The organism is Mangrovimonas aestuarii, assembly GCF_028767185.1.
Lineage (GTDB): Bacteria > Bacteroidota > Bacteroidia > Flavobacteriales > Flavobacteriaceae > Mangrovimonas_B > Mangrovimonas_B aestuarii.
The window spans coordinates 135740-157240 of sequence record NZ_JARACK010000003.1 but is presented as its reverse complement, the minus strand read 5'-3'; the positions used below and the strand labels follow the sequence as shown (position 1 = coordinate 157240).

The 21501-nt window shown below is 37.5% G+C and carries 20 protein-coding genes; 14 read left to right on the top strand and 6 right to left on the bottom strand.

Annotated features, from left to right (window positions below; all coding sequences use genetic code 11):
- Positions 1 to 70 precede the first annotated feature (70 nt).
- Positions 71 to 2722, bottom strand: coding sequence for a zinc-dependent metalloprotease (locus tag PWU04_RS05420; protein WP_274474839.1), 2652 nt, complete (start codon positions 2720 to 2722; stop codon positions 71 to 73).
- 294 nt (positions 2723 to 3016) lie between these two features.
- Here PWU04_RS05420 and PWU04_RS05415 point away from each other — a divergent pair, with 294 nt between their 5' ends.
- From PWU04_RS05415 to PWU04_RS05370, 10 genes are all read left to right on the top strand, one after another.
- Complete coding sequence (locus PWU04_RS05415) at positions 3017 to 4639, top strand: M43 family zinc metalloprotease (RefSeq protein WP_274474837.1); 1623 nt, start codon at positions 3017 to 3019, stop codon at positions 4637 to 4639.
- Positions 4640 to 4720: 81 nt separating this feature from the next.
- Entirely contained in the window at positions 4721 to 5656 is a 936-nt protein-coding gene (locus PWU04_RS05410; protein WP_274474836.1) for a bifunctional riboflavin kinase/FAD synthetase, read from the top strand.
- Positions 5649 to 6959 (top strand): HTTM domain-containing protein, encoded by a 1311-nt coding sequence (locus PWU04_RS05405; RefSeq protein WP_274474834.1) that lies wholly within the window; start codon positions 5649 to 5651, stop codon positions 6957 to 6959. The genes PWU04_RS05410 and PWU04_RS05405 overlap by 8 nt, the downstream gene beginning before the upstream one ends.
- A gap of 96 nt (positions 6960 to 7055) precedes the next feature.
- Positions 7056 to 8327 (top strand): serine--tRNA ligase, encoded by a 1272-nt coding sequence (serS, locus tag PWU04_RS05400; protein WP_274474833.1) that lies wholly within the window; start codon positions 7056 to 7058, stop codon positions 8325 to 8327.
- Positions 8328 to 8800: 473 nt separating this feature from the next.
- Positions 8801 to 10573 (top strand): tetratricopeptide repeat protein, encoded by a 1773-nt coding sequence (locus tag PWU04_RS05395; RefSeq protein WP_274474832.1) that lies wholly within the window; start codon positions 8801 to 8803, stop codon positions 10571 to 10573.
- A 102-nt stretch (positions 10574 to 10675) separates the two neighbouring features.
- Positions 10676 to 11002, top strand: coding sequence for a DUF4286 family protein (locus PWU04_RS05390; protein WP_274474831.1), 327 nt, complete (start codon positions 10676 to 10678; stop codon positions 11000 to 11002).
- Between the two features lie 54 nt (positions 11003 to 11056).
- Positions 11057 to 11848, top strand: a complete 792-nt coding sequence (gene rsmA, locus PWU04_RS05385) for a 16S rRNA (adenine(1518)-N(6)/adenine(1519)-N(6))-dimethyltransferase RsmA (RefSeq protein WP_274475021.1) — start codon at positions 11057 to 11059, stop codon at positions 11846 to 11848.
- An 8-nt stretch (positions 11849 to 11856) separates the two neighbouring features.
- Positions 11857 to 13227 (top strand): magnesium transporter, encoded by a 1371-nt coding sequence (gene mgtE / locus PWU04_RS05380; protein ID WP_274474830.1) that lies wholly within the window; start codon positions 11857 to 11859, stop codon positions 13225 to 13227.
- 72 nt (positions 13228 to 13299) lie between these two features.
- A complete protein-coding gene (locus PWU04_RS05375; protein ID WP_274474828.1) occupies positions 13300 to 14235 on the top strand; it encodes a 2-hydroxyacid dehydrogenase in 936 nt (311 codons plus the stop codon).
- Positions 14236 to 14377: 142 nt separating this feature from the next.
- Positions 14378 to 15082: a DUF2490 domain-containing protein gene (locus tag PWU04_RS05370; RefSeq protein WP_274474827.1), complete on the top strand. Its 705-nt coding sequence runs from the start codon at positions 14378 to 14380 to the stop codon at positions 15080 to 15082.
- Between the two features lie 7 nt (positions 15083 to 15089).
- Here PWU04_RS05370 and PWU04_RS05365 read toward each other — a convergent pair whose 3' ends face one another.
- The 5 genes from PWU04_RS05365 to PWU04_RS05345 all read right to left on the bottom strand — a co-directional run bounded on the left by PWU04_RS05365 (position 15090) and on the right by PWU04_RS05345 (position 18611).
- Positions 15090 to 16007, bottom strand: a complete 918-nt coding sequence (locus tag PWU04_RS05365; protein WP_274474825.1) for a DMT family transporter — start codon at positions 16005 to 16007, stop codon at positions 15090 to 15092.
- 100 nt (positions 16008 to 16107) lie between these two features.
- The gene (locus tag PWU04_RS05360; protein WP_274474824.1) at positions 16108 to 16545 is read right to left on the bottom strand and encodes a LexA family protein; all 438 of its coding nucleotides are present in this window, start codon (positions 16543 to 16545) and stop codon (positions 16108 to 16110) included.
- Positions 16542 to 17798: a Y-family DNA polymerase gene (locus tag PWU04_RS05355; RefSeq protein WP_274474823.1), complete on the bottom strand. Its 1257-nt coding sequence runs from the start codon at positions 17796 to 17798 to the stop codon at positions 16542 to 16544. Before PWU04_RS05355 ends, PWU04_RS05360 begins: the two co-directional genes overlap by 4 nt.
- A gap of 88 nt (positions 17799 to 17886) precedes the next feature.
- A complete protein-coding gene (locus tag PWU04_RS05350; RefSeq protein WP_274474822.1) occupies positions 17887 to 18093 on the bottom strand; it encodes a helix-turn-helix domain-containing protein in 207 nt (68 codons plus the stop codon).
- A gap of 2 nt (positions 18094 to 18095) precedes the next feature.
- Positions 18096 to 18611, bottom strand: a complete 516-nt coding sequence (locus PWU04_RS05345) for a DUF2975 domain-containing protein (protein ID WP_274474821.1) — start codon at positions 18609 to 18611, stop codon at positions 18096 to 18098.
- 123 nt (positions 18612 to 18734) lie between these two features.
- On the opposite strand from PWU04_RS05345, the gene PWU04_RS05340 reads away from it, so the two are divergent.
- From PWU04_RS05340 to PWU04_RS05325, 4 genes are all read left to right on the top strand, one after another.
- Positions 18735 to 19286: a hypothetical protein gene (locus tag PWU04_RS05340; protein WP_274474820.1), complete on the top strand. Its 552-nt coding sequence runs from the start codon at positions 18735 to 18737 to the stop codon at positions 19284 to 19286.
- An 8-nt stretch (positions 19287 to 19294) separates the two neighbouring features.
- A complete protein-coding gene (locus tag PWU04_RS05335) occupies positions 19295 to 20458 on the top strand; it encodes an aminotransferase class I/II-fold pyridoxal phosphate-dependent enzyme (RefSeq protein WP_274474818.1) in 1164 nt (387 codons plus the stop codon).
- A gap of 19 nt (positions 20459 to 20477) precedes the next feature.
- Positions 20478 to 21101, top strand: coding sequence for a dethiobiotin synthase (bioD, locus tag PWU04_RS05330; protein WP_274474817.1), 624 nt, complete (start codon positions 20478 to 20480; stop codon positions 21099 to 21101).
- Positions 21102 to 21210: 109 nt separating this feature from the next.
- Entirely contained in the window at positions 21211 to 21489 is a 279-nt protein-coding gene (locus PWU04_RS05325; RefSeq protein ID WP_274474816.1) for a GIY-YIG nuclease family protein, read from the top strand.
- Positions 21490 to 21501: the final 12 nt, after the last annotated feature.

The following is a 21501-nucleotide window of genomic DNA, read 5'->3' as shown; positions in this document are numbered from 1 at the left end:
TGTGCTTATCTGAGAAACAAAAGCGGCTTTACATTTGGCCGCTTTATTGTTTTTTAAAGAATGGGTGTTATTAATTAACTATAATTCGTTTAGTGAGATCTCTATGGCCATCGCTTACTTTAACAATGTACATTCCAGATTGAATGTGATTTAAGTTAATGGTTTGGTGAAAGCTCGAAGAGTTGGCGTAGTTCTCTTTGAAAATAACGCGGCCTCTTACATCAAGTACTTGCACATCTATAGTTTCAGAAGAAGCTGTGTCTAGTTTAATAGCAAATACTCCATTATTTGGATTGGGGTAGATGGTGAGGTTTGTCTGGTTTTCAATGTCTTCTATTGCTAAAGGGGTCTCTGTAGTTGTGCAGAACTCAATATACCAGTCATTTAGAGTTCCAGTATCCCCATTCCAAAAGTCAGCAATCGCAATGGTCCAATCTCCCATCGTTTCAAGTGAGTTGAATACGCTTAAGGGAGTTGCAGGAGAATAGGTTCCTGAAACCGGGTTGGCGCATACGATTGAAGTGGCGCCATCTTCAAAAATAACATCCAACCCACTGTTGCTGCCATTGTCGCAGTTTCTTCCCCAAAGGATATTGAAGGTTTCGGTATCGGGGTGGTTTAGTTGTATAACTAAATCTCCTACCCATGTATGGGTAATGTCTACGTTTACCTTCAAGCTTGTAAAGTTATTTAAAGCAGTAGGGACATTAATGACATTAGTTAAAATTGGGCCTTGTTGATTAGGGCTTAATCCGTCAGGTATAGCTAGATCTAAGTTGCTGGCAGATGCATATTGTTCACAGGTTGTGTCAATAGTGTAGTCAATTGAAAAAGATGTTGTGTTTACAGCAAAAAACTGGTTGTTTGTTGGTTCAATCAAGATTCTGCAATAAGGGGCAGGTGTGTCTGGAACAGTTATGGTTTCTGAGCCATCGTTAGGGGTGTTTGTCGCTAAGGCTGTTGAAAATGTAAGGCCTCCATCGGTAGAAAGTAAGATGTTTACATTGGACGATCCTGCAAGGGTGTTTGTGTTGTTTACATTCCATGTTATGGTTTCTGAAGTGTTGGATGCCCAGATAATATCTGATGAGTTTTGTGAGGTAATTTCAAGTGGTCCATAGACTGGGTTAAATGTTATTGTCACGTCATCATGATTATTGTTTGCACCTCCTTCTACATTGTCTCTTACTGTTAATCTGAAGTCGGCCGTTCTTAACACATTTGGTACTTTTTCCCAAGTATTACCGTTAACTCCGTTTTCCAATAAGTCTTCCATTCTGGGAAAAATTCGCTCTGGACTTAAACTAGGATTATATGAGCGGAACAAAACTGAATTCGAGTCAGTAGAATTAGGATTTGGGTAGGTTGATGCTGCATTATTTTCGTCAAATTGTTCCCAACAATAGGTGAGTGTATCTCCGTCTAAATCGGTGGCAGTGCCTATTAGCTTAAAGGCTGTTCCTATGGGGAGGGTAAGGTTGTTTCCTGCATTTACAACAGGTGTAGCGTTTCCGGTATTTGTGTTAACCGAGCAGGTTCCAAATATCTTAATGTAATTGGTGACTTGTTGAATGGAAACGGCATGAAAATATGGGTCGCTATTGGGCTGTAAATCTGTATTTGGTCCGGTAATTCCTGCATAACCCATAATAGTGGAGCCACTTCCGGGTTCCATTTGTGCAATGCCTCCTTCTTGGCTAAATGTAAAAGTGTGGTTTGCGCCAAACTGATGTCCCATCTCATGGGCAACATAATCAATGTCAAAATTTGGGCCTTCAGGAACAGTGCTAGTTGTATACCCGCTTCCTTTTGAGCTGTCGTTGCAAACACATCCAATACAGCCAGCATTACCATTGTTTCCTATTCCAGCCATTAAGTGTCCAATATCATAATTTGCTGCGCCTATAGCGCTATTGAGAGTGCTTTGTAAAACGCTGTTGTAGTTGTTGTCACTGAATCCGCTGTATGGATCAGTAGTCGGATTTAGATAAACAACTTGGTCGTTGGTAGCGATTAATTCCAATGTAACATTAAAGTCATTTTCAAATACGCCATTTACAGTAGTTATGGTAGCATTAATTGCTGCGTTTACAGAGGCTAATGTTCCTCCGTGATAAACTGAATATTCTCCTGATACAGACATAGCCAGTCGGTATTTTCTAAGTATGCTATCGTCTGCGTCACGGTCTGTGGCTTCAGTGCTATTAACGATTTCGGTCATGTTTTCATCGATTGTTTCACAAATGAAATCTCTGTGTAGTTTTCCTGATGAATACTTGTTGACTATTACTTTGTTTGGGTTGTCTGAGGAAGATTTAAATATTGTAGCTTGTTCACTTCCTAAAATAATTCCATTAAGCCCATTGTATGGTGAATAGCTAAATCTCAAGTATGCTGTAGGTTCATCTATTCCGTAACCAGCATAAGAACGAATTTCAGGATATTGCATCTGTAAATCAGGGTGCATTACTGGGGCTTCTACAATGTTGAATTTCTCAAGCATTCCATTGAAGTTTGGGAATTCCATAGTTAGTGATCTATTTAAAGACAGGTCCCTTATTGGCGCCGAGGCTAACTGTTCGCTTAATTTGTTTTGATTGATTTGAAAAGATAAAGAAGATGTTGGGGAGTCAATTTTGTTGAAGATTTCATTTTGAGCTAATGTTGAAAGTGAGAATAACATAAAAGCTAAACTCAAAATGAGCGTTGATTTTTCTTTCATGATAAGTCTGGTTTTAAAATGCAGGTAATTAGCGAGTTGAGGTGTTTTATAAAGTTAATATAAAAATCGAAGCAACTTGTTTTTTCAATTAATATATTAAGAGTCGTTATTAGATTTTTTTTTTTTTAGAGGTCAGGCTCTCAAGATGTTGCTATTACTGCATTGATGTTAATTTGCGTTAATGATCTGTAGTGTTAAAATGACTCTAAAATGTGTTTTTTGTGAATAAAATGAGGTTTTTTTTGCATGTTATCATTATATTAGCGCAATTTTCCAGAAAAAATTGATAAGAATATGAAAAAAATTACCATTAAAGCATTTGCTTTTGGGTGTGGGTTATGGTCTGCAATAGGGCTTGCTCAGCAAAAGCAAATATCCGCTGATGATATGCATGTGTCTCCGGACGGATATATTAGATGTTCGTCGGACCAATACAATAAAGAGATGCTTAAGAGCTATCCTAATATGATGGGTAGTAACGAGTTTGAATCAAGGCTTTCTCAATATATTAAAGATAAAGAGGTATCTCGATCTTCGGAAGTAGATGGGACTGTTATTAGAATTCCTGTTGTGGTACACGTAATTCATAATGGTCAAGCCGTAGGAGTTGGGCCAAATATCTCTGATGCTCAGGTGTTGTCGCAAATTCAGGTATTAAACGACGATTACCGTAGAGCAATGGGAACTAATGGATACAATACCCACCCAGATGGTGCTGATACAGAAATTGAATTTTATTTAGCAGAAACCGACCCGAACTGTAATCCTACAAACGGAATCGATAGAGTAGATATGTCTGCTTATGCTACCTCATGGGGAGGAAGTGGTGCGAGCAGTAACACTAATACGATTTTAAAACCTCAGACCATTTGGGATTCATCTAGGTATTTAAATATGTGGACTGTACAATGGAGTAGTGCCGGTTTGTTAGGATTTGGTCAATTTCCTGGCGGAAACGCAATGACAGATGGTGTTGTTATGGGGTATCAATATTTCGGTTCTAATGATGACCCCAACGTTACTTTAGGTGGGGCTTATAATTTAGGTAGAACAACTACACACGAAGTTGGGCATTACTTAGGGTTGTACCATACTTTTCAAGGCGGATGTAATGGAAGTGGTGATGGTTGTGCCGACACTCCTTCAGTTGATGATGCGAACTACGGTTGCCCAACTTGGCATTCGTCTTGTGGAACGCCTGATATGGTTCAAAACTATATGGACTATACAGACGATTCTTGTATGAATGTGTTTACTAATGACCAAAAGGCAAGAATGTTGGCGGTTTTGGCAAATGAGAGATCTTCTTTGACTAATGAAGGCTTTTCTGTAGAGTCTAGCACAACCCAGATTAATTTGACTATAGTTACAGATAACTATGGAGATGAAACCAGCTGGGAATTTAAAGATAGCAGTGGAGCTGTGCTGTATTCATCGCCAGCCAATACTTACGATAACAATTCTACATATAATGAATCCTTTACTGTAAGTGGAAACCAGTGCTACATTTTTACAATTAATGACGAATATGGGGATGGTATCTGTTGTGATTATGGAGACGGATCGTATGAGCTTTCCACTGGTGATGGTTCTTTAATTTATAGTGGAGGTGATTTTGGAAGTATAGAATCAATTCAAATTACAACGTCAACTTTAGGGACAGAAGATTATTTTGTTGATAATGAAGTAAAAGTGTATCCTAATCCTGCAAAGGATGTTCTTAATATTAAAGTAAACAATAACGATTTGCCAGATTCGTATGTGGTTTACAATGTATTGGGGCAGCGTGTCGCTACTAAAACAATTTCATCTGTATCTGATTTATCAATCAATACAAGTGAATTGAGTAATGGTATGTACTTTGTGAAATTGAGCAAACAAAACGCAAATATGTCTATTCCTTTTATAAAGGAGTAATGACATAGGTTTTATAAACTTTCAAAGAGGATTGAAATGAGTTTCAATCCTCTTTTTTATTTTTGTAGAAACTTAAGACGTTTGAAAATATTACACGAAACAGATGGTGCTTACCATTCGCCCACAGTACTTACTATAGGGACTTTTGATGGCGTTCATATAGGGCATCAGAAAATTGTAAAACGATTAGTTGCTGAAGCTAATCGTATGGGGCTGAAGTCGGTGGTGCTTACGTTTTTTCCGCACCCTCGTATGGTGCTTCAGAAAGATGCGAACATAAAATTGATTAATACTTTAGAAGAGCGAGCAGCCATAATGGAGGGCTTGGGGCTAGATTGTCTTTATGTTAAAAAGTTTACCAAGGAATTTTCAAGGTTAACAGCAGAAGAGTTTGTGGGAAATGTATTGGTTAATGAGCTGAAGGTAAAAAAGATTATTATAGGGTACGATCACCATTTTGGACGTAACCGTACCGCCAATATTGATGATTTAAGAGAGTTTGGAGAGGAATATGGATTCGAGGTTGAGGAGATTTCTGCTCAGGATGTAAATGAAGTTGCAGTCAGCTCTACAAAGATTAGAGCAGCTTTGGCTGAAGGTGACGTTTCAAAAGCTAAATCCTATTTAGGCCACCCTTTCAGTATAACTGGTGAGGTTGTAAAAGGAAAAGGGCTTGGCAGAACCCTTGAATTTCCAACAGCTAATATTGCCTTAAAAGAAGAGTATAAACTTGTGCCTAAAAATGGGGTTTACATCGTTAAATCTATTATTGATGATAAAGTAGTTTACGGGATGATGAATATTGGAGTGAATCCTACTGTCAATGGGGCTAACCAAACCATTGAAGTAAATTATTTGAATCTTAATAAAGATTTGTACTCTAGTACAGTTACTGTTGAATTGCTTGAGCGTATAAGGGATGAAGAGAAGTTCGACTCAGTAGAGGCGCTTCAAAATCAATTGAGAATAGATAGAGAAACCACCTTGGCTTATATTTCAGAACACTTAAATGAATAACCTGCTTTTTCGTCGTATAGACAATTCTGCCCTGATTGTCTTTAGAATTATTTTTGGATTGTTATGTTTTTTGGAGTCCGTTGGAGCAATATTCACGGGCTGGATTAAACGTACACTGGTAGATCCAGAGTTTACATTTTCTTTTATTGGACTTGACTGGTTACAGCCTTTACCAGGAAGTGGTATGTATTTCTACTATGTTATAATGGGGGTTTTCGGTTTGGGTATTATGTTGGGCTATCGTTACAGGTTTAGTGCTTTTATGTTCACTGTAATGTGGGCGGGTGTCTATTTCATGCAAAAGGCATCTTATAATAACCATTATTATTTATTGGTGGTGTTGGGCGTAATAATGGCGATTCAACCAGCCAATAGGTATTTGTCACTTGATGTTAAGCGAAATCCTTCCATACAGAACATTTCAATGCCACAATGGAGTGCTTGGGTGTTTATTTTGCAAATGTTTATTGTTTACACTTACGGCTCTATAGCTAAGATTTATCCAGATTGGTTAGATACTTCGGTTATGGAGATTTTAATGAAATCCAAAGCGAATTATTGGTTGGTGGGTGATTTGCTTCAGCAAAAATGGGTGCATTATTTCTTGGCTTATGGAGGCATTTTATTTGATGGATTGGTAATCCCTTTATTGTTAATTAGGAAAACAAGAAAATGGGCGTTTTTCGCTTCGATATTTTTTCATGTGTTTAATTCTATAGTGTTTCAAGTTGGTATATTCCCTTACTTATCACTGGCGTTTTGTCTCTTTTTCTTTGAGCCTAAAACCATCCACTCCATATTCTTAAAAAGTAAGCCATTTTACAATAGCGATGAAGTGATTGTGCCCAAATTAGCTAATGCTTTTGTTTTGGTTTTGGCAGTTCATTTTGTGGTGCAATTGGCCTTGCCGTTAAGGCATCATTTTATAGAAGATGATGTGTTATGGACCGAAGAAGGGCACAGAATGTCTTGGCGAATGATGTTGCGTACAAAAAACGGTTTTGGCTCCTATCAAATTGTAAACCATACAAAGGACAGTGCGTTTTATGTAAAGCTTCATGATTATGTGAGTGTGAAGCAGAGGAAGATGTTGTTCACTAAACCTGATGTGATTTGGCAATTTTCTCAACGTTTAAAAAGCGAATACCAAGCCAAAGGCGACTCCATATCTGTATATCTCAAACGAAATAAAGTGGTTGTTAATGGTAAGGACAAAAAGCCATTTGTTAACCCTGATATTGATTTGGCTGCTGTAAAGTGGGATCCATTCAAACATAGTGAATGGCTTTACCCATCAAAATAGCAGTAATTTATTTACTCCAACATAAAAACTTCTTATTTTTGCCCTTTATCAGCGATAAAATCGCATAAACGCTAATGTTTTTTAATTTATTAAACCATGTTACAAGTACCATTTATCAGAGAGAACAAAGCTGATGTTATTGCAGGTTTGGCCAAGCGTAATATAGACGCTACAGAATTGGTTGAAAAAGTAATTGCACTCGATGAGGAGCGCAGACAATTGCAAACCCAATTAGATAATACACTGGCAGAATCCAATAGCTTGTCCAAAGAAATAGGTAACTTGTTTAAATCGGGCGAGATTCAGAAAGCTAATCTTCTTAAGGAGAGAACAGGTCAGTTAAAAGAAGACTCAAAGACTTTAAATGAGTCTTTAAACAATAAAATGGAAGAGCTTAACGGATTGTTGTACACTATCCCTAATGTTCCAAATGATATCGTGCCAGCCGGAAACACAGATGAGGATAATGAAGAGGTGTTTCGTGAGGGGGATATACCACAATTGGAAGAAGGGGCGTTACCGCACTGGGAGCTGGCAAAGAAATACGATATCATCGATTTCGAGTTGGGAAATAAAATCACAGGTGCAGGATTTCCTGTTTATAAAGGTAAAGGGGCTCGATTGCAACGTGCATTGATTGCTTATTTTCTAGATAAGAATACTGAAGCAGGGTATACTGAATATCAATTGCCTCTTTTGGTTAATGAAGCGTCAGGTTTTGGTACCGGGCAATTACCAGATAAGGAAGGGCAGATGTATCATGTTACAGGAGATAACCTGTATTTACTGCCTACAGCAGAAGTTCCTGGAACAAATATTTTCCGTGATGTAGTGTTGAACGAATCAGATTTACCTATTGGAATTACTGGTTACACGCCTTGTTTTCGCCGTGAAGCAGGAAGTTATGGAGCTCATGTAAGAGGCTTGAACCGCTTGCATCAATTCGATAAGGTTGAAATTTTAAGGGTAGAGCATCCAGACCGTTCTTACCAAGCTCTTGATGAAATGGTAGATCACGTAAAAGAACTTCTGAGGGATCTTAAACTACCATACCGTATTTTAAGGTTGTGTGGAGGAGATTTAGGGTTTACTTCTGCTTTAACTTATGACTTTGAGGTGTTCTCAACGGCTCAGGACAGATGGCTGGAGATTTCTTCTGTTTCAAACTTCGAAACTTTTCAAGCTAATCGTTTAAAACTTAGGTTTAAGAATGAAGAAGGTAAGAATCAATTGGCGCACACATTAAATGGTAGCTCTTTGGCCTTACCAAGAGTGTTAGCGGGAATTTTGGAAAATTATCAAACTAAGGAGGGGATTTTAGTGCCAGAAGTATTACGTCCGTATACAGGATTTAACATTATAGATTAAGTCAAGAAGAAAGTTTAAGACTACTTTTTGATGCGGTATTTAGCGCATATAATCGACGAACTGCAAATAACAGCTGCTATTCGTCGATTTTTTTTACAAATGTTTTGCGTTTTAAAAAATAATGAGGAAGTTAGTAATCCCAAATCTATTTAACCTGCTTGTTATGAAAAATGTGAAGCGCATACTATTACTAATAACATTAATTCTTGTAGCAAGCAAAATTCTGTTTTCAGGGGAGGAATTACTCAAGCCTGAAAGCAATGTAACAACTGTTGTTGTAAATAATTGAATGTAGTTCTTTTATTTATGGTTTTTTTAGTCCAATCAACTAAATCCTTCTCGTAATTGAGAAGATTAATAGCACATTTATTTTGGTTGGTATAATGCCCGGAAGTCCTCTTTCGGGCATTTTTTTATAAAAACTTTTGCAGCGCCTCCAGCTTCTATTTATTATATTTACCCAAAGTACTACCATGAGGAGGATTCTTATTGTTTGTCTGTTATTATTTACTGTCAATATGTGGTCGCAAGACGATATTATTGCGAAGGAGTATTTTAATAATGGAGAATTCAATAAGGCGCTCTTGGCTTATCAATCACTTCTCAATAAACAGCCCAACAATGTGAATTACATTGCCCAATTGGTTAGTATTTATCAACAGTTGGAACAATACGACGAAGCCGAAATTTTTCTTCTTCAAACATTAGAACGAATTAAATATGCTTCTTTATGGGTGGAACTGGGATATAACTATCAGCTAAAAGAAAATTTTAGTTTAGCTAATGATAATTATGCTAAGGCCATTGCTGCAATCGACGAGAATGTTAATTATTCCTATTCAGTGGGAAAAGCTTTCGAAGATCATTCGCTTCTTGAGGAAGCTGCAACCGTTTATAAAAAAGCCATGGCGATTAAGCCAAGTATGAACTTTAATATGCAATTAGCGAGAATCTACGGTGAACAAGGGGATGTTGAGAGTATGTTTACAAGCTATATAGATTTCGTTGAAAAGAATCCAAAATACCTTAACAACATTAAGCGAGCCATTACAGATTTTATTAGTGAAGATGGTTCAGCGTCAAACAATGTTATGTTGAAAAGGGCGCTGCTTAAGAAAATTCAGGATACTCCAAATTTAATGTGGAATGAAATGTTGAGCTGGTTGTTTGTTCAGCAGAAAGAGTATTATAAGGCATTTATTCAGGAACAGGCTATTTTTAATCGTCAACCAGAGAGTTTGAGTAGAGTTGAGGAGCTGGGACTAATTGCAGTTAATGATAAATCGTTCGACATCGCCGAAGATATTTTCACATTTTTAGTTGAAACGGCCCAAGATATGGATACACAGCTTGAGGCCCAGTATCAACTGCTTCAAATTCAGGAAATGGAAGATGAAAAGCTCCAAATTGTGAATAAGACCTATTTGGGCTTGTTTAATACCTATGGTAAATACCCTCAAACTATAAAGTTACAGGTGGCTTATGGACATTTTTTGGCATTTAAAATGCATAAAACTTCCGAGGCGATTACTTTTTTAAAAGAAAGTTTAGAGTTGCCACTATCAGAATATCAACAGGCCCAGGTTAAATTAGAGTTGGGAGATATTTTGGTTTTCGAAGAAAGGTTTAATGAAGCGTTGATTTATTACACTCAAATTCAAAGAAACCTTAAAAATAGTACACTTGCTCAAGAGGCGCGTTATCGAGTGGCGAAAACAAGTTATTACAAAGGGGATTTTAAATGGGCGGAATCCCAACTTAAAATACTGAAGTCATCAACATCCCAACTTATCGCAAACGATGCTCTGGATTTGATGCTATTGATATCGGACAACAAGTTTGAAGATTCTACACAAACGGCATTGAAGCTTTATGCAAAAGCAGATTTAATGGCTTATCAAAACAAGCCTGAAGAAGCGATTAGAATATTGAATTCTGTTTTGGAAAATCATAAGACCGAAACAATTATGGATCAAGCTCTCTTTAAGCAAGCGCAGTTGTTTAAAGATACTGAGCAGTATCAGAGGGCAGCAGATAATTACCAAAGCATTATTGATAACTACAAAGATGAAATTCTTGCAGACGATGCATTTTACTATTTGGCCAGACTTTATGAAGATCAGTTAAAACAGCCTGAGAAAGCCAAGCCTCTTTACGAAGAAATCATTTTTAATTACGAAGACAGTATCTACTTTGTCGAGGCAAGAAAGCGATTTAGGGCGCTACGTGGCGATACTATCAACTAAAACCTGTAATTTAAGGGATTATTGGGCGATATTGGGAAAAACACCTTGTCCTTATTTTGAAGACAGCCAATAACTTCTGTTATTTGCAAAAATATTTTCACCATGATTATTTATAACGTTACAATAAACGTAGACGATTCGGTTCACGATGAGTGGTTGACTTGGATAAAAGAACACATTCCACAGGTGTTGGCAACGGGAAAATTCACCGAAGCAAAACTTACCAAGGTATTAGTGGAGGAGGAAATGGGCGGAACAACCTATTCGGTTCAGTACCGTGCTAAGTCTCGTGAAGATCTTGAGGCTTATTATACTGAGCATGCCGATAGACTGCGCCAAGATGGTTTGGCTAGGTTTGCCGACAAGATGTTGGCTTTTAGAACAGAATTGGAGATAGTAGACGAATATTCGGTTACCTTCAAGGATTAATTTTTAGATGTATTCTGTGGCTTAATAGTCCACAATTTGAATCCCAACATTTCTATGGCTAAAGAACAACAAGTACGAGCTAAAAAACACTTAGGACAACATTTCCTTACGGATGAAAATATTGCCAAGAAAATTGCAGATACCCTAACCTTAGAAGGGTATTCTAAAGTGTTGGAGATTGGTCCGGGAATGGGAGTGCTTACAAAATATCTTTTGGAAAAAGATATTACCACATATGTAGTGGAAATCGACACCGAATCGGTAGAATATTTACAGGCAAAATATCTTGGCCTTTCAGGAAGAATTATAGAACAAGACTTTTTAAAATACGACTTAACGCAAGTGTTTGGCGAAGAACCGTTTGCTATTATTGGGAACTTTCCTTACAACATCTCATCACAAATCGTTTTTAAAACTTTGGAAATGCGTGAGCAGATTCCTGAATTTTCAGGGATGTTTCAAAAAGAAGTAGCTCAACGTATCTGTGAAAAGGAAGGGAGTAAGACCTATGGCATACTATCGGTGTTGACTCAGGCTTTTTACGATGCCGAATATCTTTTCACTGTTCCACCATCGGTGTTTAATCCGCCGCCAAAGGTTGATTCTGGAGTGTTGCGACTTAAACGAAAAGCTAATTATAAATTACCATGTGATGAGGCGCTGTTGTTTAAGGTTGTAAAAGCAGCTTTTAACCAACGTAGAAAAACACTTCGTAACAGTTTAAAAACATTTCAACTAAGCGATAATTTAAAAGCAAACGCTATCTTTGACCGCCGTCCGGAACAAATATCCGTAGACCAGTTTATAGAATTGACTTCTTGGGTTGAAGAAGATCTAAAAAAATAAGGGGTTTGGTGGAAGAGAACAATACACATAGCAAATTTGAGATTACCAAAGAGCTTATAGCTAAGGTGGAAAACCTTATCGATGAGCGTGAGGATGATCAAACGTTGGAATTACTTCACGAAGTCCACCATGCAGATATTGCCGATATTTTAGATGAGCTTAATCTAGAACGGGCCACTTATATTATAAAGCTTCTCGACAGTGAGAAGACCTCTGAAATTCTTATGGAAATGGATGAGGATAATCGGGAGAAAATCTTATCAAATCTTTCAGCCAAGGAGATTGCAGAGGAGATTGAAGAGCTCGATACTGATGATGCTGCTGATATTATTGCCGAACTTCCACAAGAGCGCCAGGAGCATGTAATCTCACAGATAGAAGATCACGAACATGCTCAGGATATTAAGGATCTCTTGAGGTATGACGATGATGTAGCTGGGGGATTAATGGCTAAGGAGCTTGTTAAGGTAAATGTAAACTGGACTGTGACCCGTTGTGTGCGTGAAATGCGTTCTCAGGCCGAAAATGTAACCAGAGTACACTCCATTTATGTGGTTGATAACGATGGTAAACTAATTGGACGTTTATCGCTGAAAGATTTGCTTATTGCACCATCAAGAGCCAATATCGCTAGTGTATATATTCCCAAGGTTGATTATGTTACCGTTGATGAGGATATTGAGGAAGTTGCCAAAATCATGCAGAAGTATGATTTGGAAGCTATTCCTGTGGTTGATGATAACAAGGTATTATTAGGGCGTATTACCATTGACGATATCGTTGATGTAATTCGTGAAGAAGCCGATAAAGATTATCAGTTGGCTGCAGGTATCTCTCAAGATGTAGAGGCTGACGATAGTATTTTAGATCTTACAAAAGCAAGATTACCTTGGTTGGTGCTTGGTTTGTTTGGAGGTTTGGGTTCGGTATTTATCATGGAAGGTTTCGAAGGGGCTTTGGCTAAATACAAAGAGCTCTTTTTCTTTACTCCACTAATTGCGGCCATGGCAGGAAATGTTGGGGTACAATCCAGTGCGATTATTGTGCAAGGACTTGCTAACGATGTGGTAAAAGGAAGTTTGTTCAGCCGCTTGCTGAAAGAGGTTGGGCTGAGTATTATCAATGGTTTGGTGCTTGGGCTTTTAGTGATTTTTTTCGGTTATTTTATGGGGCTACAACTTTTATTTAGCTTAACTATAGCCATTTCCATGTTATGCGTGATTATAGTTGCGGCGCTAATCGGAACTTTTGTTCCAATTATTCTAGACAAACGTGGTATTGATCCCGCTATTGCTACGGGCCCATTTATCACTACTAGTAATGATATTTTTGGGATTTTCCTTTTCTTCTTTATGGCTAAGGTGATTCTTGGGTTTTAATACAATTCTTACTGCAAATCTTTTTAATTTTGGGAGGATAGTTAAGTTGACTATTTCTGAAAATAAATTCCCATGAAAATCCTTCACCTAGATACCAATCACCCTTTACTTATTCAACAATTAAAAGACGCAGGGTTTACCAATCACGAAGACTACACATCCAATAAAGAAGCTGTAGAAGCTAAAATAGCAGAATATGATGGAATCATTATTCGCAGTCGTTTTACTATCGATAAAGCGTTTTTGGATAAGGCGACCAATTTGAAATTTATTGGCCGTGTTGGTGCAGGTTTGGAAAATATAGATTGCGATTATGCTGAATCAAAAGGTGTAAAACTGATATCAGCTCCAGAAGGAAATCGAAATGCTGTAGGCGAACAAGCGCTGGGAATGTTGTTGTCGTTATTTAATAAGCTGAATAAATCCGATAGGGAAGTGCGACAGGGGAAGTGGTTGCGCGAGGAAAACAGAGGAGTGGAACTCGATGGGAAAACTGTTGGTATTATTGGCTATGGAAACATGGGGAAGGCTTTTGCTAAAAAGCTTAAAGGGTTCGATGTTGAGGTGCTGTGTTACGACATCGTTGAAGGTGTAAGTGATACCAATGCTAAGCAAGTAAGCTTGGAAGAGTTTATTGAAAAAGTTGATGTAGTTAGTTTGCATACACCACAAACTTTACAAACCACGGCAATGATTGATAAGAATTTTATCAGCGTCTTTAAAAAGCCATTTTGGTTTATCAATACTGCTAGGGGGAAAAGTGTTGTTACAGCTGATTTAGTCGATGCTCTTAAAAGTGGAAAGGTTCTCGGAGCCGGATTGGATGTTCTTGAGTATGAAAAGGCGTCTTTCGAAAGTTTGTTTTCCAACGAAATGCCTGAAGCTTTTCAGTATTTAATACAAGCAGATAATGTTTTATTGACGCCTCATATCGCAGGCTGGACTGTAGAGAGTAAAGAAAAATTAGCACAAACTATCGTTGATAAAGTAATAGCAGCTTTTTGTTAGCTGTTAAAATGGTCCTTTCATTTAGCTAGTGCTTTATTGAGGTTCTTTATATGGTGTTAAGAGATTTTGAATCCTATATCGAATCCTATATTTTTGCTATAAGCTATTAAAAACTACAATTCAATTCCCAAAAAAATCTTTTATGAAAAAAAGAACAACATTCTTTTTTGCAGTTATTTCATTTCTTTTTTGTTCGTATTCAGCATCTAGTCAAATTGACGAAGATAAGCTTGGTGCGTGGTATATGTATTTTTGGAATACAACACTTAAAGAGAGTTCTTGGGGATTCCAGGGAGATGTGCAATATCGTAACTGGAACCTTATGGGTGATTTGGAGCAGTTGTTGTTAAGAGGAGGTGTAACTTATAAGCCAGAAAATGCTAATGTTAAGTTCACTTTAGGGTATGCCCATATAACCACTGGTGACTACGGGACGGATAATGATGATACTACTTCAGAAAGCCGTATTTACCAAGAAGCGTTGTTGCCTCAAAAGGTAGGGGGATGTTTTTACTTAACACACCGTTTTCGTTTTGAGCAACGCTTTGTTGAAGATCAGGATTTCAGAACACGCTATCGCTATAATTTATTCGTAAATGTGCCGTTAAACAAAAAGATTATCGAAAAGAATTCCATTTATTTAGCGTTGTATAATGAGCTTTTCATTAATGGTCAGCGTCAAATTGGTGATGGCAGAAGTGTGGAGCTTTTTGATAGAAACAGAACCTACGTTGCTTTAGGCTGTGGAATAAAAGATAATCTAAGAGTGCAATTCGGTGTAATGCGTCAAGTAACTAATAGTTGGTCAAAAGACCAGTTACAGCTAAGCTTACATCATAAGTTCTAACTTGGGATTATCGAACAGTTTCAACTTCTTTGATCTGCCTTTTGTTATTCGAGTAAAATTTAGGTTTGAAAAGAATAGGTCGATTGTAAAAGGTAATACGTATTCCTAAAAGTAAAAACAGACCACCAATTATCATTTGCAAGCTTATAGCTTCATCTAAAAACAACCATGCTAAAAATGAAGCTAATATGGCTTGACCCAATAAGCTTACCGAAACTCTTGTAGCTCTCATTTGTTTAGTAGCATAGCTGATAAGTAGCCAAGCTAATAGCTGGCAAACTATACCTTGAGCAAACAGCACGAGCCATCCGGATGAGGAAAATCCGTTAAAAGGTTCGTTAAGAGCGTAGCTTACACCGGCCAAATGAATCACCGATGCCATTAAACTTAAACTCATGAAGGTCATAACGTTCATGGTTTCGAGAACTCTTTTGCTTATTAGCATATAAAAGGCATAGAGTACGCCGGAAAGCACACCAAAAACAAAAGCCCTATCAAAACTAAAGGATAGAAATACATCAAGCCCAACTAAGAGAATCATTCCAAAAATGGCAACGATAGTGCCTATCCAAAAGTTTTTAGAAGGTTTATCTTTTAAAAAGAGAAAGGCTAAAAAGCCAACCCAAACAGGAGAAAGATTAGTAAGTAAAGATGCTTGTGTAGCTGTAGATTCTTGAATGGCAATATTCCATACTGCTACATCGCTTCCAAACAAAACACCACAAAGCAAGGCCAACAATGTTGTTTTGAGAGATTTGAGCTTGAACTGTTTTTTTAAAATAACATATGGCAGTAGAAGAGCCAAGGCAATGGCCATTCTATAGAATGCAGAGATCAAACCAGGGGTTAAGCTCAGTTTTACCAATATTGGGAATATAGAAATACATAATACCCCAATCGCCAATGCAATACGTGGCTTTGTCATAGCGCTGTTATAGAAAACAGCAAATCTAGTAAATTGTGCAACAGGTTGTTATTCCTGATAATAACAATTTTGTGTTAAAAAAGTTGAATGTTTTGAGAGGTTATACCCTCTTAATGACATTGGTAACAATCCCCCAAATAACGAACTCATTATCCCGTGTTACTGGAATTATTGGGTAATCTGGGTTTTCGGGTTGTAGCCATACTTTTCCATCTTCCACCTTCAAGCGTTTTACGGTAAATTCTCCGTCTAAAAAACAAACGGCAATTTTATTGTTTTCAGGGGCTAAGCTACGGTCTATCACTAGGAGGTCATTGTTGTCCAATCCGGCGCCAATCATCGATTGACCATTAACGCGAGCAAAGAATGTAGCTTCCTTGTTTCTTACAAGTTCTTCGTCGAGACTTATACGTTGTTCTTTAAAGTCTTCTGCTGGAGAAGGAAAACCTGCAGAAATACCGGCGTCGACCATTACGGCTCCCCCATTGGAATCGCCTGGTAAAAAAAATGTCAATCCTTTTGTTTCCTTAGCTGTCATTTTACTTTTATAATGTCGTTAATGTTAGTGGTGTATTTGGGAGATAGTCGTTCTTGGCGCATCTTCCAGGTCTTTTTTAAATCTTGGCTGCCCAACTTTATCTTGTCGCCATGATATTTTTTATTCAGTTGGTCAATGGCTTTCATTAAAGGTTTGTGTCTCGGGTCTTCTGTTGAAAACATATCCAATTGATAATTGTCATTGGGAACCAATCCCATAACAATTACACCTGCACGTTTATATTTTATTCCGGGCTTAAAAATGGAACTTGCCGCTTTTGCAGCTTCCTTGCCAATTACTAGTGAGGAGTCTGTTGGATAGGACAGATGAACCATTTTTTTAACATGATGTTGCGGAGCATCCTGTTTATGGCGATCGCTACTCAAGGTTACCATGATCATGTAGCAGCCCGATTTTTGTGCGCGCAATTTTTCGGCGCAACTTACGGCAAAAGTGGAAATACGCTCTTGAATATTGTCAATGTCAGAATAGGTGTACTCAAAGCTTCTGGTTGTTGCAATGGCACGTTTTTCAACGTGTTCATCTAACTGCAATGTAGTAATGCCTTCAAGATCTTTTTTTAGCTTGTATTCTGTAATAGAGAATTCCTTGCGAACCCAATCGTCTGGCAACATGGTGAAATCATAGGTGGTCATACAGCCTTTCACTCGTAAGCGTTTGGATAAACGTCTGCCTATGCCCCAGGTTTTTTCAAGCTCCAACCACTTCAGGGCTTTTATACGTTTAACTTCTGAGTCAATAACGTAAACACCTCCTGTTTCCTTTGGAAATTTTCGTGCAACTTTATTGGCTACTTTGCTAAGTGCCTTAGTGGGGGCAATACCTACGCAGGTGGGTATCCCTGTCCATTGTAAAATACGTGATCGAATATCGGCGCCATAATCGTTAAGGTTAAACGTGTCAAAGCCTTTAAACTGCAAAAACGCTTCATCTATGCTGTACACCTCCACATCTGGAGTAAATTGATGGAGAATAGACATCACCCGACTGCTCATGTCACCATAAAGGGGGTAATTTGATGAAAACACTTGTATGCCATGCTTCTTGAAAAAAGCTTCGTACTTAAAAGCAGGAGCTCCCATAGGCAACCCAATAGCTTTAGCTTCATCGCTTCGGGCAATAACACAGCCATCATTATTGGATAGAATGGCTATAGGTTTTCCTTGCAAGTTGGGATTAAACACTCGCTCGCAAGATGCATAAAAGTTATTACAGTCAACAAGTGCAAACATATCTGTAAAGATACGGCAATTTGATAAGGTTGATTGTAAAAAAATGAGTTGGGAAAAATACCTTTTGGAGATCGGAAATGTTAGGGTGCTAATCCTCTGTAAATTCCAAAATATCTCCTGGTTGGCATTCCAAGACTTTGCAAATAGCTTCGAGAGTTGAAAATCGAATGGCTTTCGCCTTTCCCGTTTTTAAAATGGAGAGGTTGGCGGTAGTGATGCCTATAGCTTCGGCTAGTTCGTTGCTTTTCATCTTGCGCTTGGCGAGCATTACATCTAGGTTTACAGTAATAGCCATAGTTATACAGTTAATTCGTTTTCTTCTTTGGCGGCTTTGGCGATTTTGAATATTTCACTGAGAATCATAAAAAATAAACCTAGGCATACAATAGGAATAAAGGGAACAATGGTGAATGAAATATTTGGTTTTAGATGGTTTGGGAAATGAACAGAATATAGAATTAAGGATAAGCTACTAGATAATGAGCCGATAATAATCAGACGTCCTATTTTGGTAAAGGATTTGATTACATAATCATCAAATGGTTCTCGTTTTTTAAAGTAACCTAATACTTCGTCAAATAAGTAAATGCCATAAATAAATAGAGCCGCTGAAAAAATAATAACTGCATTTAAAATTTGAAATTCAATTGTTGTTTTGCCTTTTGCTATTTCGTCACCGTTTAATCTCAGGTTAAATATATCCTTTCCAGTAAATAGTGTATAAATATACACACAGGTTAGTATAAAGAGTGCTATCCCCCAGCTAATCCACATGTACTTGACAAAAGCTCTCAAAACATTCAGTTTTTTCATAGTGTTTGATTTGGTTAACTCGGGCAAACATAACAATTAATTATTGAAAAACGATAATTAATTTATTTTTAATGATAATTGTTTAGCTGTTTTGGTTAGCTTTTCTTTGTATATCTTTGAGCCATGGAAAAAAGAGATGTCATAGTTTCAGAACGAAGAAAGCCTCTTCTTTATAGAGTAATCTCTGCTCTGCTTTTTACTATTGGTTTTGGACTTTTAATTTATTATTTCATTTATACTAATTGGGTGCATAATGATTATCGTGTAGATGCTTCTGTTATTCGGGTGGTTATAGGGGCACTTGGGTTAGGTGCATTTTTTGGTCATACTAGATGTGTTTTTATAGATTTAAAGGAACATAAGTTTCGAGAGACTATTGCAATTGGTCCATTGAAATTTGGAACTTGGAAAACTATAAATAATCCGGAATACATATCAGTGTTTAGGCAGCCTTTAGTTACTGGAGAACACATTTTTGAGGTGAATTTATGGTATGATAGGAATAAACATTGGCAGCTTTATGAAAAACCATATTCGTCAGAGGCTTTTGAAATAGGTTATGAGATATCTGAACAATTAAAGATTGATCTTTTGGATGCGACAGATCCCCATAATAGAAAATGGGTAGATAAGGAAAGTTTCAAGTTGACAGGAGAACTGACTTATTTCAGTTAATTTTACTTATGGTACAATTCCCAAACAAGCTCAATAAAAAACTAGAGCAGCGAAAAGTTCAGAACACATTGCGTAAACTTGGCGAGCCCAACAGGCTTGTCGATTTTGCATCGAATGACTATTTGGGGTTTGCCCGTTCTTCCAAGATTTTTGAGGAATCCCATAAGCTGTTGTTGGATTCTGAAGCAATTGCCAATGGGGCAACTGGTTCTCGATTGTTAAGTGGAAATCATCAGTTGTATACCGAAGTGGAGGCATTATTATGTCAGTTTCACCAAAGTCAGGCGGCTTTGGTATGTAATTCGGGTTATGATGCCAATATTGGATTTTTTTCTTCGGTACCTCAAAAGGGAGATATTATCTTTTATGATGAGTATATCCATGCTTCCATTCGTGATGGTATTTCCATGAGTCATGCGAAATCGTATAAGTTTAAACATAACAATCTGGATGATGTAAAGAGTAAACTTGAACGGCTAGTCGAGAGTGCATCTGATGCTGAGGTTTACATTGTAGCCGAATCGGTGTATTCTATGGATGGCGATAGTCCCGACTTAAAGGCTTTTGTGTCATTTTGTGATGAGAATGATTTCCATTTTATTGTTGACGAAGCTCATGCTCTTGGTGTGTTTGGAGAACATGGAGAGGGATTGGTGCAGCAACTCGGTTTGGAAGACAAGATATTTGCGCGATTGGTGACTTTTGGTAAAGCGCTTGGGTGTCATGGCTCAGCTATTTTGGGATCGGAAAAGCTCAAGCAATACTTAGTTAATTTCTCTCGAAGCTTTATTTATACCACGGCTTTGCCACCACATGCCTTGGCAACAATCAAAACTGCTTATAGTCTTTTAAAGAGTGCTTTGGATGAAGGAAATCATCCGATTCTAAAATTGCATGAAAACATCGGCTTTTTTAAACAAAAGTATATTGAGTTGGGATTAGCCGATGTGTTTATAGAAAGCGATTCAGCTATTCAAGGATGCATCATTTCCGGAAACACAAGGGTAAAAGAAATCGCTTCCAATCTTCAAAAAAAAGGTTTTGATGTAAAGCCTATTCTTTCTCCAACGGTTCCGCAAGGTCAGGAACGATTGCGTTTTTGTTTACATAGTTATAATTCCCAAGAAGAAATTGCCGAAGTCTTAAAGGTGTTGGCTACTTTTGTAGCCTAAAATCCAAAGACACATTGCCATGGCGCAAAAAAAATATTTCATAACAGGTATTTCTACCGACGTAGGGAAGACTGTTGCTGCTGCAATTGTAACTGAAGCGCTTGAGGCCGATTACTGGAAACCTGTTCAAGCAGGGGAATTGGATAACTCCGATTCGCATAAAATCAAGAAATACATATCTAACGAGAAAACGGTTATTCACGATAACAGTTATGCGCTTGAAACACCTATGAGTCCGCATGCTGCAGCGCATATTGATGGAGTGACCATAGATGTTAAGAATATAAAAGAGCCCAAAACAAAAAATCATTTAGTGGTAGAAGGAGCAGGTGGATTGCTTGTTCCGTTGAATGATAAGGAAACCGTTTTAGATATCATTAAACCTGAATATAAAGTAATTGTGGTATCCCGTCATTATTTGGGTAGCATTAACCATACCTTATTAACGGTTAAGCTTCTTCAAGAAAAAGGGTTTGATGTCTCAATTATTTACAGTGGGGATGAGCATCCTTCAACGGAAGCAATCATAAAAAACATGACAGGAGTTTCTGTCATAGGGCGTATAGAAGAAGAACCGTATTTTGATGCTAACGTTATCAAAGAATACGCTGATAGATTTAGAGAGAATTTAGAGAGCGAATAACGTCACCCTGAACTTGTTTCAGGGTCTCATTATGGCTGTGTTTGCTGTTTGGTATTCTGAAATAAAACCAGAAAATGTAGTATTAGTTCTTTAGCTTTCTTATTTAGATATGCAAACAAGCTATATTTATATACTGACCAATAAATACCGGACTACATTTTATATAGGGGTTACTGCTAATCTTGATAAGCGGTTGGAAGATCACAGAAATGGTATTGGTTCAAGGTTTACAAAAAAGTACAACGTTAAAGATTTGGTATACTTTGAAGTGTTTTCAGATATCAATCAAGCCATTGCAAGAGAAAAGCAATTGAAGAACTGGCACAGAGAATGGAAATTGAATTTAATTAAGTCAATCAATCCACGTTTAAAAACATTACAATACTAACTAAAATGCGAT

Excerpts from the sequence above, each read along its gene's own strand:
- PWU04_RS05375 (WP_274474828.1), top strand. The coding sequence starts at position 13,300 with ATGAAAATCCTTCACCTAGATACCAATCACCCTTTACTTATTCAACAA.
- PWU04_RS05325 (WP_274474816.1), top strand. The coding sequence starts at position 21,211 with ATGCAAACAAGCTATATTTATATACTGACCAATAAATACCGGACTACA.
- PWU04_RS05335 (WP_274474818.1), top strand. The coding sequence starts at position 19,295 with ATGGTACAATTCCCAAACAAGCTCAATAAAAAACTAGAGCAGCGAAAA.
- PWU04_RS05405 (WP_274474834.1), top strand. The coding sequence starts at position 5,649 with ATGAATAACCTGCTTTTTCGTCGTATAGACAATTCTGCCCTGATTGTC.
- PWU04_RS05370 (WP_274474827.1), top strand. The coding sequence starts at position 14,378 with ATGAAAAAAAGAACAACATTCTTTTTTGCAGTTATTTCATTTCTTTTT.
- bioD (WP_274474817.1), top strand. The coding sequence starts at position 20,478 with ATGGCGCAAAAAAAATATTTCATAACAGGTATTTCTACCGACGTAGGG.
- rsmA (WP_274475021.1), top strand. The coding sequence starts at position 11,057 with ATGGCTAAAGAACAACAAGTACGAGCTAAAAAACACTTAGGACAACAT.
- PWU04_RS05365 (WP_274474825.1), bottom strand. The coding sequence starts at position 16,007 with ATGACAAAGCCACGTATTGCATTGGCGATTGGGGTATTATGTATTTCT.
- serS (WP_274474833.1), top strand. The coding sequence starts at position 7,056 with ATGTTACAAGTACCATTTATCAGAGAGAACAAAGCTGATGTTATTGCA.
- PWU04_RS05355 (WP_274474823.1), bottom strand. The coding sequence starts at position 17,798 with ATGTTTGCACTTGTTGACTGTAATAACTTTTATGCATCTTGCGAGCGA.
- PWU04_RS05345 (WP_274474821.1), bottom strand. The coding sequence starts at position 18,611 with ATGAAAAAACTGAATGTTTTGAGAGCTTTTGTCAAGTACATGTGGATT.
- PWU04_RS05340 (WP_274474820.1), top strand. The coding sequence starts at position 18,735 with ATGGAAAAAAGAGATGTCATAGTTTCAGAACGAAGAAAGCCTCTTCTT.
- PWU04_RS05395 (WP_274474832.1), top strand. The coding sequence starts at position 8,801 with ATGAGGAGGATTCTTATTGTTTGTCTGTTATTATTTACTGTCAATATG.
- PWU04_RS05420 (WP_274474839.1), bottom strand. The coding sequence starts at position 2,722 with ATGAAAGAAAAATCAACGCTCATTTTGAGTTTAGCTTTTATGTTATTC.
- PWU04_RS05360 (WP_274474824.1), bottom strand. The coding sequence starts at position 16,545 with ATGACAGCTAAGGAAACAAAAGGATTGACATTTTTTTTACCAGGCGAT.
- PWU04_RS05415 (WP_274474837.1), top strand. The coding sequence starts at position 3,017 with ATGAAAAAAATTACCATTAAAGCATTTGCTTTTGGGTGTGGGTTATGG.
- PWU04_RS05390 (WP_274474831.1), top strand. The coding sequence starts at position 10,676 with ATGATTATTTATAACGTTACAATAAACGTAGACGATTCGGTTCACGAT.
- PWU04_RS05350 (WP_274474822.1), bottom strand. The coding sequence starts at position 18,093 with ATGGCTATTACTGTAAACCTAGATGTAATGCTCGCCAAGCGCAAGATG.